The 8,582-nt window shown below is 49.9% G+C and carries 19 protein-coding genes; 1 reads left to right on the top strand and 18 read right to left on the bottom strand.

Annotation, left to right across the window (positions count from 1 at the left end; translation table 11 throughout):
- Positions 1 to 24: 24 nt before the first annotated feature.
- From rpsN to rpsJ, 15 genes are all read right to left on the bottom strand, one after another.
- Positions 25 to 330, bottom strand: a complete 306-nt coding sequence (rpsN, locus tag ACOT0L_RS22900; protein WP_003863291.1) for a 30S ribosomal protein S14 — start codon at positions 328 to 330, stop codon at positions 25 to 27.
- A 14-nt stretch (positions 331 to 344) separates the two neighbouring features.
- The gene (rplE, locus tag ACOT0L_RS22895) at positions 345 to 884 is read right to left on the bottom strand and encodes a 50S ribosomal protein L5 (protein WP_022649589.1); all 540 of its coding nucleotides are present in this window, start codon (positions 882 to 884) and stop codon (positions 345 to 347) included.
- Between the two features lie 14 nt (positions 885 to 898).
- Positions 899 to 1,213, bottom strand: coding sequence for a 50S ribosomal protein L24 (gene rplX, locus ACOT0L_RS22890; RefSeq protein ID WP_003863287.1), 315 nt, complete (start codon positions 1,211 to 1,213; stop codon positions 899 to 901).
- Positions 1,214 to 1,223: 10 nt separating this feature from the next.
- A complete protein-coding gene (gene rplN, locus ACOT0L_RS22885; RefSeq protein ID WP_002919748.1) occupies positions 1,224 to 1,595 on the bottom strand; it encodes a 50S ribosomal protein L14 in 372 nt (123 codons plus the stop codon).
- A 166-nt stretch (positions 1,596 to 1,761) separates the two neighbouring features.
- Positions 1,762 to 2,016 carry a 30S ribosomal protein S17 gene (rpsQ, locus tag ACOT0L_RS22880; RefSeq protein ID WP_002438707.1) on the bottom strand — a complete coding sequence of 85 codons (255 nt, stop codon included), beginning with the start codon at positions 2,014 to 2,016 and terminating at the stop codon, positions 1,762 to 1,764.
- A complete protein-coding gene (gene rpmC, locus ACOT0L_RS22875) occupies positions 2,016 to 2,207 on the bottom strand; it encodes a 50S ribosomal protein L29 (protein WP_003863282.1) in 192 nt (63 codons plus the stop codon). The genes rpsQ and rpmC overlap by 1 nt, the downstream gene beginning before the upstream one ends.
- On the bottom strand, positions 2,207 to 2,617 hold the full coding sequence (gene rplP, locus ACOT0L_RS22870; RefSeq protein ID WP_002919759.1) for a 50S ribosomal protein L16: 411 nt from the start codon (positions 2,615 to 2,617) through the stop codon (positions 2,207 to 2,209). Before rplP ends, rpmC begins: the two co-directional genes overlap by 1 nt.
- A gap of 12 nt (positions 2,618 to 2,629) precedes the next feature.
- Positions 2,630 to 3,331 carry a 30S ribosomal protein S3 gene (gene rpsC, locus ACOT0L_RS22865; RefSeq protein ID WP_000529945.1) on the bottom strand — a complete coding sequence of 234 codons (702 nt, stop codon included), beginning with the start codon at positions 3,329 to 3,331 and terminating at the stop codon, positions 2,630 to 2,632.
- A 17-nt stretch (positions 3,332 to 3,348) separates the two neighbouring features.
- Positions 3,349 to 3,681, bottom strand: a complete 333-nt coding sequence (gene rplV, locus ACOT0L_RS22860; protein WP_002919773.1) for a 50S ribosomal protein L22 — start codon at positions 3,679 to 3,681, stop codon at positions 3,349 to 3,351.
- 14 nt (positions 3,682 to 3,695) lie between these two features.
- On the bottom strand, positions 3,696 to 3,974 hold the full coding sequence (gene rpsS / locus ACOT0L_RS22855) for a 30S ribosomal protein S19 (protein ID WP_001138117.1): 279 nt from the start codon (positions 3,972 to 3,974) through the stop codon (positions 3,696 to 3,698).
- Between the two features lie 16 nt (positions 3,975 to 3,990).
- On the bottom strand, positions 3,991 to 4,812 hold the full coding sequence (gene rplB / locus ACOT0L_RS22850; RefSeq protein ID WP_000301859.1) for a 50S ribosomal protein L2: 822 nt from the start codon (positions 4,810 to 4,812) through the stop codon (positions 3,991 to 3,993).
- 17 nt (positions 4,813 to 4,829) lie between these two features.
- Positions 4,830 to 5,132: a 50S ribosomal protein L23 gene (gene rplW, locus ACOT0L_RS22845; RefSeq protein WP_000617546.1), complete on the bottom strand. Its 303-nt coding sequence runs from the start codon at positions 5,130 to 5,132 to the stop codon at positions 4,830 to 4,832.
- A complete protein-coding gene (gene rplD, locus ACOT0L_RS22840; RefSeq protein ID WP_000424395.1) occupies positions 5,129 to 5,734 on the bottom strand; it encodes a 50S ribosomal protein L4 in 606 nt (201 codons plus the stop codon). Before rplD ends, rplW begins: the two co-directional genes overlap by 4 nt.
- 10 nt (positions 5,735 to 5,744) lie before the next feature.
- Positions 5,745 to 6,374 (bottom strand): 50S ribosomal protein L3, encoded by a 630-nt coding sequence (gene rplC, locus ACOT0L_RS22835; RefSeq protein ID WP_006178923.1) that lies wholly within the window; start codon positions 6,372 to 6,374, stop codon positions 5,745 to 5,747.
- Positions 6,375 to 6,406: 32 nt separating this feature from the next.
- Positions 6,407 to 6,718 (bottom strand): 30S ribosomal protein S10, encoded by a 312-nt coding sequence (rpsJ, locus tag ACOT0L_RS22830; RefSeq protein WP_001181005.1) that lies wholly within the window; start codon positions 6,716 to 6,718, stop codon positions 6,407 to 6,409.
- A 380-nt stretch (positions 6,719 to 7,098) separates the two neighbouring features.
- Between rpsJ and ACOT0L_RS22825 the strand changes: the two genes are divergently transcribed.
- Positions 7,099 to 7,572 (top strand): prepilin peptidase, encoded by a 474-nt coding sequence (locus ACOT0L_RS22825; protein ID WP_022649590.1) that lies wholly within the window; start codon positions 7,099 to 7,101, stop codon positions 7,570 to 7,572.
- Here ACOT0L_RS22825 and bfr read toward each other — a convergent pair.
- From bfr to ACOT0L_RS22810, 3 genes are all read right to left on the bottom strand, one after another.
- Entirely contained in the window at positions 7,556 to 8,032 is a 477-nt protein-coding gene (gene bfr / locus ACOT0L_RS22820) for a bacterioferritin (protein WP_003863270.1), read from the bottom strand. The genes ACOT0L_RS22825 and bfr overlap by 17 nt on opposite strands.
- Positions 8,033 to 8,104: 72 nt before the next feature.
- The gene (bfd, locus tag ACOT0L_RS22815; protein WP_003863268.1) at positions 8,105 to 8,299 is read right to left on the bottom strand and encodes a bacterioferritin-associated ferredoxin; all 195 of its coding nucleotides are present in this window, start codon (positions 8,297 to 8,299) and stop codon (positions 8,105 to 8,107) included.
- Between the two features lie 178 nt (positions 8,300 to 8,477).
- A partial coding sequence (locus ACOT0L_RS22810; RefSeq protein ID WP_001691594.1) for an elongation factor Tu C-terminal domain protein occupies positions 8,478 to 8,582 on the bottom strand: 105 nt, incomplete at its 5' end.

The following is an 8,582-nucleotide window of genomic DNA, read 5'->3' as shown; positions in this document are numbered from 1 at the left end:
TTACTCCCGTGATTCAATTGGTAATTACCAGCTAGCCTTTTTCAAGCCTGGTACTTCACCGCGCATGGCGGCTTCACGCAGTTTGATACGGCTCAACCCAAACTTGCCCACATAACCATGTGGACGACCTGTTTGACGACAGCGGTTACGCTGACGAGACGGGCTGGAATCACGCGGCAGAGACTGCAGCTTGAGAACCGCATTCCAACGATCTTCGTCGGAAGCGTTCACATCAGAAATGATCGCTTTCAGTTCAGCGCGTTTAGCGAAGAATTTATCAGCTAAAGCTACGCGCTTTACTTCGCGTGCTTTCATTGATTGCTTAGCCATTCAGTAACCCTACCTTACTTGCGGAACGGGAAGTCAAAGGCAGCCAGCAGAGCACGGCCTTCTTCATCAGATTTCGCAGTAGTGGTAATGGTAATATCCAAACCACGCACGCGGTCGACTTTATCGTAGTCGATTTCTGGGAAGATGATCTGCTCACGGACACCCATGCTGTAGTTACCACGACCGTCGAAAGACTTAGCGGACAAGCCACGGAAGTCACGGATACGTGGAACAGCAATAGTGATCAGGCGCTCAAGGAACTCCCACATGCGTTCGCCACGCAGAGTTACTTTACAGCCGATCGGATAGCCCTGACGGATTTTGAAGCCTGCAACAGATTTGCGTGCTTTGGTGATCAGCGGTTTTTGACCGGAGATTGCTGTCAGGTCAGCTGCTGCGTTATCCAGCAGTTTCTTGTCAGCGATCGCTTCACCAACACCCATGTTCAGGGTGATCTTCTCGACCCGAGGGACTTGCATGACAGAATTGTAGCTAAACTCAGTCATGAGTTTGTTAACTACTTCGTCTTTGTAGTAATCATGCAGTTTCGCCATCGTACTACTCCAAATTACTTGATAGTTTCGCTGTTAGACTTGAAGAAACGGACTTTTTTGCCGTCTTCGAATCTAAAGCCTACACGGTCAGCCTTACCGGTAGCCGCATTGAAGATTGCAACGTTAGAAACCTGAATAGCAGCTTCTTTTTCAACGATGCCGCCTGGTTGGTTCAGGGCCGGAACCGGCTTCTGATGTTTCTTAACCAGGTTGATACCTTCAACGACGAGTTTGCCGGAAGACAGAACATTTTTTACTTTACCGCGTTTACCTTTATCTTTACCGGTTAACACGATAACTTCGTCATCACGACGGATTTTCGCTGCCATGATTCGCTCCTTAGAGTACTTCTGGTGCCAGAGAGATAATTTTCATGAACTTCTCAGTACGAAGTTCACGAGTTACCGGCCCAAAGATACGCGTGCCGATAGGCTGCTCGCTGTTATTGTTTAAAATAACGCATGCATTACCATCGAAGCGAATGACAGAACCGTCAGGGCGACGAACACCCTTCTTGGTGCGCACCACTACCGCCTTCAGCACATCACCTTTTTTGACCTTACCACGTGGAATTGCTTCCTTGATGGTGATCTTGATGATGTCGCCTACGCCTGCGTAGCGACGGTGCGAGCCACCCAGAACCTTGATACACATTACGCGACGTGCACCGGAGTTGTCGGCGACGTTCAGCATAGTCTGTTCTTGGATCATTTTAGTGCTCCGCTAATGTCAACTACTACCTGAGACTCTAAAATCAGAGCCGTTAAAAAGCCCCATATCGAGGGCGCGGCATTATAACACCGCTTCTGCAATATGGGTAGAAAAAATAAACGGCTCATTGCTGAGCCGTTTATTCGTATTGAGAATGCGTACTCTATTACAGAACCGCTTTCTCTACAACGCGAACCAGCGTCCAGGACTTAGTCTTGGACAGTGGACGGCATTCACGGATTTCAACCTTGTCGCCGATACCACATTCGTTGTTCTCGTCATGTACGTGCAGTTTGGTCGTACGCTTGATGAATTTACCGTAGATCGGGTGTTTCACAAAACGTTCGATAGCTACAACAATGGATTTCTCCATTTTATCGCTAACAACACGACCTTGCAGAGTACGGATTTTATCGGTCATTACGCACCCGCCTTCTGAGTCAGTAAAGTCTTAACGCGCGCAACATTGCGACGCACTTGCTTCAGCAGGTGAGTCTGTTGCAGCTGGCCACTTGCAGCCTGCATACGCAGGTTGAACTGCTCACGCAGCAGGTTCAGCAGCTCAGCGTTCAGCTCTTCAACGCTTTTTTCACGCAGCTCTTTTGCTTTCATTACATCACCGTCTTAGTTACAAAGGTGGTTTTGATAGGCAGTTTCGCTGCTGCCAGGCCGAAGGCTTCACGGGCCAGCTCTTCCGGAACACCGTCCATTTCATAAAGGACTTTGCCCGGTTGGATCAAGGCAACCCAGTACTCCACGTTACCTTTACCTTTACCCATACGAACTTCCAGTGGCTTCTCGGTGATCGGTTTGTCCGGGAATACACGGATCCAGATCTTACCTTGACGCTTAACTGCACGGGTCATTGCACGACGTGCTGCTTCGATCTGACGTGCAGTCAGACGACCACGGCCAACAGCTTTCAGACCGAAAGTGCCGAAGCTAACATCCGTACCCTGCGCCAGACCACGGTTGCGGCCTTTGTGCACTTTACGGAATTTTGTACGCTTTGGTTGTAACATCAGCGACGCTCCTTATTTACGGCCTTTACGCTGCTGCTTTTTAGGTTGAGCAGCCGGTTTTTCCGGTTGTTCAACAGCAGCCATACCACCCAGGATCTCACCTTTGAAGATCCATACCTTAACGCCGATTACACCGTAAGTGGTGTGCGCTTCAGAGGTGTTGTAGTCGATGTCAGCACGCAGAGTGTGCAGCGGTACGCGACCTTCGCGGTACCATTCGGTACGTGCGATTTCCGCGCCGCCCAGACGGCCGCTAACTTCAACTTTGATACCCTTAGCGCCCAGACGCATTGCGTTCTGTACAGCACGCTTCATAGCACGACGGAACATAACACGACGTTCCAGCTGAGAAGTGATGCTGTCAGCAACCAATTTAGCGTCCAGTTCAGGCTTACGAACTTCAGCGATATTGATCTGTGCAGGAACGCCAGCGATATCCGCTACGACCTTGCGCAGTTTTTCTACGTCTTCGCCTTTCTTACCGATAACGATGCCAGGGCGAGCAGTGTGAATAGTCACACGGATGCTCTTAGCTGGACGCTCGATAACGATACGAGATACAGACGCTTTAGCCAGTTCCTTAGTCAGGTACTGACGTACTTTAAAATCGCTGTCCAGGTTGTCAGCGAATTCTTTGGTGTTCGCAAACCAGGTAGAGTTCCATGGTTTTACAATACCCAGGCGAATACCATTAGGATGTACTTTCTGACCCATTGCTAGTCTCCAGAGTCTCAGCGATCGGACACAACCACAGTAATGTGGCTGGTGCGCTTCAGGATGCGATCTGCACGACCTTTCGCACGCGGCATAATGCGCTTCATGCTTGGGCCTTCATCTACGAAAATTTTCGCGACTTTCAGATCGTCGATGTCAGCGCCATCGTTGTGTTCAGCGTTAGCAATGGCAGATTCCAGTACTTTCTTGACCAATACCGCAGCTTTCTTGTTGGTATAGGTCAGGATGTCCAGGGCCTGCGACACTTTCTTACCGCGAATCAGGTCAGCAACAAGGCGAACCTTCTGTGCAGAAGAACGAGCATGGCGATGTTGAGCTAAAGTTTCCATCTCTTCCTCCTACCTTATTTCTTCTTCGCTTTTTTATCAGCAGCGTGGCCGCGATAAGTACGAGTCGGTGCGAATTCACCCAGTTTGTGACCAACCATTTCGTCGGTAACAAAGACTGGAACGTGCTGACGACCATTATGGACAGCGATGGTCAAACCGATCATGTTAGGAAAGATCGTTGAACGACGGGACCAAGTGCGCAGGGGCTTCTTGTCTCCGCTTTCCACCGCTTTCTCTACCTTCTTCAGCAAGTGCAGGTCAATAAAAGGACCTTTCTTGAGAGAACGTGGCATGGCTTATCCTCTAAAATTATTTGCTACGGCGACGTACGATAAATTTATCAGTACGCTTGTTGCTGCGGGTCTTCTTACCTTTGGTCTGAACGCCCCACGGAGTTACCGGGTGCTTACCAAAGTTACGACCTTCACCACCACCATGTGGGTGATCGACTGGGTTCATCGCAGTACCGCGAACGGTAGGACGAACACCACGCCAGCGTGCAGCACCAGCTTTACCCAGAACGCGCAGCATATGCTCAGCATTGCCAACTTCGCCCAGAGTAGCGCGGCAGTCTGCTTCGACTTTACGCATTTCACCAGAACGCAGACGCAGGGTGACATAAGCACCGTCACGCGCAACGATTTGAACGTAAGTACCCGCGGAACGCGCCAGCTGACCGCCTTTACCTGGTTTCATTTCTACGTTATGAACGGTAGAACCAACCGGGATATTGCGCATCGGCAGGGTGTTGCCTGCTTTGATTGCAGCATCAACGCCAGACTGAATCTGGTCGCCAGCTTTCAGGCCTTTAGGGGCCAGGATGTAACGGCGTTCGCCATCTTTGTACAGAACCAGCGCGATGTTCGCGGAACGGTTCGGATCGTACTCAAGACGCTCAACAACTGCTGGGATACCGTCTTTGTTGCGTTTGAAGTCAACAATACGATAAGCCTGCTTGTGGCCACCACCGATGTGACGAGTGGTGATACGGCCATTGTTGTTACGACCACCGGATTTGCTGTTTTTTTCCAGCAACGGAGCAAAAGGTTTGCCCTTGTGCAGCTCAGGGTTAACCACTTTAACTACGTGGCGACGACCCGGAGATGTCGGTTTACATTTAACAACTGCCATTGTATTACTCCTCCGACTTACTCAGCGCCGCCAACGAAGTCCAGGTTCTGGCCTTCTTTCAGGGTGACGTAAGCTTTTTTCCAGTCGCTACGACGACCGATACGCTGTCCGTGACGTTTAACTTTCCCTTTAACTACCAGGGTGTTAACGACTTCGACTTCGACTTCAAACAGTTTCTGCACAGCAGCTTTGATCTCTGCTTTGGTCGCGTCTTTAGCAACTTTGAGAACGATGGTGTTTGTTTTTTCCATCGCAGTAGACGCTTTTTCAGAAACGTGCGGTGCGCGCAGCACCTTCAGCAGACGTTCTTCACGAATCATGCCAGCATCTCCTCAACTTGCTTAACAGCATCAGCAGTCATTACGACTTTGTCGAAGGCGATCAGGCTAACCGGGTCGATACCAGTCGCGTCGCGTACGTCAACCTTATGCAGGTTACGCGCGGCCAGGAACAGGTTCTCGTCCAGCTCACCGGTGATGATCAGCACATCTTCCAGAGCCATGTCTTTCAGTTTCTGTGCCAGCAGCTTAGTTTTAGGCGCTTCAACAGAGAACTTCTCGACAACGATCAGACGATCCTGACGTACCAGTTCGGACAGGATGCTTTTCAGCGCGCCGCGGTACATCTTTTTGTTAACTTTTTGACTGTGGTCCTGTGGACGCGCAGCGAAGGTCACGCCACCTGAACGCCAGATCGGGCTCTTGATAGAACCTGAACGCGCACGGCCGGTACCTTTCTGGCGCCATGGCTTTTTGCCTGAACCAGTTACTTCAGCACGAGTCTTCTGAGCACGAGTACCCTGACGAGCACCAGCTGCATAAGCAACAACAACCTGGTGAACCAGCGCTTCGTTGAAATCACGACCGAAGGTAGTTTCGGAAACAGTCAGCGCGCTCTGCGCGTCTTTCAATACTAATTCCATTGCTATCCCCTTACGCCTTCACAGCTGGTTTAACGATCAGGTCGCTACCGGTTGCACCCGGGACCGCACCTTTAACCAGCAGCAGGTTGCGCTCAGCGTCAACACGTACTACGTCCAGGCTCTGAACGGTTACACGTTCGTTGCCCAGCTGACCTGCCATTTTCTTGCCTTTGAACACTTTGCCCGGAGTCTGGTTCTGACCGATAGAACCCGGAACGCGGTGAGACAAGGAGTTACCGTGAGTAGCGTCCTGGGTACGGAAGTTCCAGCGCTTAACGGTACCAGCAAAACCTTTACCTTTAGAGGTACCGGTTACGTCAACTTTTTTAACGTCAGCAAACAGCTCAACGCTAATGTCCTGACCTACGGTGAACTCTTCGCCTTCAGCAAGACGGAATTCCCACAGACCACGGCCAGCTTCTACGCCAGCTTTAGCGAAGTGACCCGCTTCTGGTTTGGTTACACGGTTAGCTTTTTTAGCACCAGTGGTCACCTGAACAGCGCGGTAGCCATCGTTAGCCAGATCTTTAACCTGGGTAACGCGGTTTGCTTCAACTTCGATTACGGTTACTGGGATTGAAACGCCATCTTCAGTGAAGATGCGGGTCATGCCCACTTTTTTACCGACTAAACCAATCATTGTATCAACCTCTCAATCGCTCGATGACCTGATTAACCCAGGCTGATCTGCACGTCTACACCGGCAGCCAGATCCAGACGCATCAGAGCATCAACGGTTTTCTCAGTTGGCTCAACGATGTCAACCAGACGCTTGTGAGTGCGGATCTCGTACTGATCACGCGCATCTTTGTTAACGTGCGGAGAGATCAGAACGGTAAAGCGCTCTTTGCGGGTCGGCAGCGGGATCGGACCACGGACTTGCGCACCAGTGCGCTTAGCAGTCTCGACGATTTCCGCGGTTGATTGATCGATCAGACGATGATCAAACGCTTTAAGGCGGATACGGATTCTTTGGTTCTGCATGAGACCAGAGCTCCAATTATTTTATAAACGAAAATGATTACTCCTCAAACCCATTACGATTGATGGGAGAGTGTAACCGTTCTTACGTAGCTCCCCAATTGGGAGCATTGTTGAGTAACAAAGTGAGCTACTCTGGTTCAGATTGAACCCGCCGTCAATTACGACAAGCCCGCGCATTATACGTAAATCAGCGAAAGACGCAAGTGCCGTTTAGAAATTAAGCGCCAAAGTCGTACTCTGCGTAAGGCCTCGCAATTTTTTATGCAAAGTATCCCTTCACAACTCTTTGTCTGAAGCCGCTATGCAATTGTTGTTTTTACACATTGCCGGGCATGCAGATTATTACGAGTATGCGCTCAAACCATTTTGAGGCTCTCGCTATGCTAATGTCCCTCCCCTTTCTGCTGATCTATTTTGCGTTATCGGCCTTGCTTGTACGCACCGATATTCGCACGGGGCTGCTTCCCGATAAATTCCTTTGCCCGCTGCTATGGACGGGCCTGCTCTACCAGCTTTGTCTTCATCCTGATTTTTTGCCGAGCGCGGTAGTGGGTGCGACGGCAGGATACGCCGGATTCGCCGTTATCTATTGGGGATATCGACTCATCTGCCGATGTGAAGGGATGGGATATGGCGACATAAAATATCTGGCGGCGCTGGGAGCATGGCATGGCTGGTGTGTACTGCCAGTACTGGCATTAGTGGCCGCGTTAATGGCTCTGCTGTATCTGGTTGGTTTCTCGTTGTTCAACCCTGATAAGCAGGCATTAAAAAACCCACTGCCTTTTGGGCCATTTCTGGCGGCAGCGGGTTTATGCGTTGGCTGGGAAAGCCTGATTAACTTTCCACTTTGATCTGAGACTGAAGGTAGTTCTGTAGGCCAATTTTGCTAATGAGATCCAGTTCGGTCTCAAGCCAGTCGATGTGCCCTTCTTCATCGGCCAGGATCTGGATCATCATATCCCGGCTGACGTAGTCATGTACGCTGTCTGCATAGGCAATGGCTTCACGCAGGTCTTTTGCACCCTCCAGCTCTAGCCGGAGATCAGAACGCAGCATCTCTTCAACATCTTCTCCGATGCCCAGTTTTCCGAGATCCTGTAGGTTAGGAATGCCTTCGAGGAATAAAATACGCTCAATATATTTATCGGCGTGTTTCATTTCATCAATGGACTCATGGTATTCAACATCGTTGAGGCGAGTCAGTCCCCAGTTTTTGAACATTCTTGCATGGAGAAAATACTGATTGATTGCGACAAGCTCATTTCCCAATAATTTATTGAGATAACTTATGATTTTAACATCACCTTTCATTATATAGTCCCTCCGCTTCCACTCATTGAAGCGTAGATCGGGCTACGGGGATGTCAAAAAAAAGATGGAGGCTTACGCGATCTCTTTGAATTCCGGGATCTGCATCAGTTCGTCCTGCATGATCTCACGCGCTGCGCGAACGCATTTACCGCATTGATTTCCCACCGGAACAAACTTACGAAGCTGCTGGAAAGATTGTGGTTGAAACTGGCGAACGGCCTGACGAATTTTTTTGTCGCTTACACCATTACATAAACAAACGTACATAAAGACTCCCGTTCAAAATATGCGCAAAGTGTAAGTGAGAATGGTTATGATTACAATAGCACGGGCGTCGGAATACGTGGCGGGAGAAAGCAAAAAATGCGAATTTTTATGACAATGCCCAACGGCAGAAAACAAAAAAAGGACGCCGAAGCGTCCTTTTTATTTCAGGGATAATTAATTAGCCCAGAACTTTAGCAACAACGCCCGCGCCAACGGTACGGCCGCCTTCACGGATTGCGAAACGCAGACCGTCATCCATCGCGATTGGGTGGATCAGAGTCAC

Source organism: Enterobacter cloacae complex sp. XAL002, from assembly GCF_049236805.1.
Classification (GTDB): Bacteria; Pseudomonadota; Gammaproteobacteria; order Enterobacterales; family Enterobacteriaceae; genus Enterobacter; species Enterobacter intestinihominis.
Note: the sequence above shows the minus strand (reverse complement) of the source record. Positions and strands in the feature narration are given on the sequence as shown.

What these genes read in the sequence shown, in the direction of transcription:
- rpsN (WP_003863291.1), bottom strand. Translation starts at nt 330, where the DNA reads ATGGCTAAGCAATCAATGAAAGCACGCGAAGTAAAGCGCGTAGCTTTA.
- rplE (WP_022649589.1), bottom strand. Translation starts at nt 884, where the DNA reads ATGGCGAAACTGCATGATTACTACAAAGACGAAGTAGTTAACAAACTC.
- rplX (WP_003863287.1), bottom strand. Translation starts at nt 1,213, where the DNA reads ATGGCAGCGAAAATCCGTCGTGATGACGAAGTTATCGTGTTAACCGGT.
- rplN (WP_002919748.1), bottom strand. Translation starts at nt 1,595, where the DNA reads ATGATCCAAGAACAGACTATGCTGAACGTCGCCGACAACTCCGGTGCA.
- rpsQ (WP_002438707.1), bottom strand. Translation starts at nt 2,016, where the DNA reads ATGACCGATAAAATCCGTACTCTGCAAGGTCGTGTTGTTAGCGATAAA.
- rpmC (WP_003863282.1), bottom strand. Translation starts at nt 2,207, where the DNA reads ATGAAAGCAAAAGAGCTGCGTGAAAAAAGCGTTGAAGAGCTGAACGCT.
- rplP (WP_002919759.1), bottom strand. Translation starts at nt 2,617, where the DNA reads ATGTTACAACCAAAGCGTACAAAATTCCGTAAAGTGCACAAAGGCCGC.
- rpsC (WP_000529945.1), bottom strand. Translation starts at nt 3,331, where the DNA reads ATGGGTCAGAAAGTACATCCTAATGGTATTCGCCTGGGTATTGTAAAA.
- rplV (WP_002919773.1), bottom strand. Translation starts at nt 3,681, where the DNA reads ATGGAAACTTTAGCTCAACATCGCCATGCTCGTTCTTCTGCACAGAAG.
- rpsS (WP_001138117.1), bottom strand. Translation starts at nt 3,974, where the DNA reads ATGCCACGTTCTCTCAAGAAAGGTCCTTTTATTGACCTGCACTTGCTG.
- rplB (WP_000301859.1), bottom strand. Translation starts at nt 4,812, where the DNA reads ATGGCAGTTGTTAAATGTAAACCGACATCTCCGGGTCGTCGCCACGTA.
- rplW (WP_000617546.1), bottom strand. Translation starts at nt 5,132, where the DNA reads ATGATTCGTGAAGAACGTCTGCTGAAGGTGCTGCGCGCACCGCACGTT.
- rplD (WP_000424395.1), bottom strand. Translation starts at nt 5,734, where the DNA reads ATGGAATTAGTATTGAAAGACGCGCAGAGCGCGCTGACTGTTTCCGAA.
- rplC (WP_006178923.1), bottom strand. Translation starts at nt 6,374, where the DNA reads ATGATTGGTTTAGTCGGTAAAAAAGTGGGCATGACCCGCATCTTCACT.
- rpsJ (WP_001181005.1), bottom strand. Translation starts at nt 6,718, where the DNA reads ATGCAGAACCAAAGAATCCGTATCCGCCTTAAAGCGTTTGATCATCGT.
- ACOT0L_RS22825 (WP_022649590.1), top strand. Translation starts at nt 7,099, where the DNA reads ATGCTAATGTCCCTCCCCTTTCTGCTGATCTATTTTGCGTTATCGGCC.
- bfr (WP_003863270.1), bottom strand. Translation starts at nt 8,032, where the DNA reads ATGAAAGGTGATGTTAAAATCATAAGTTATCTCAATAAATTATTGGGA.
- bfd (WP_003863268.1), bottom strand. Translation starts at nt 8,299, where the DNA reads ATGTACGTTTGTTTATGTAATGGTGTAAGCGACAAAAAAATTCGTCAG.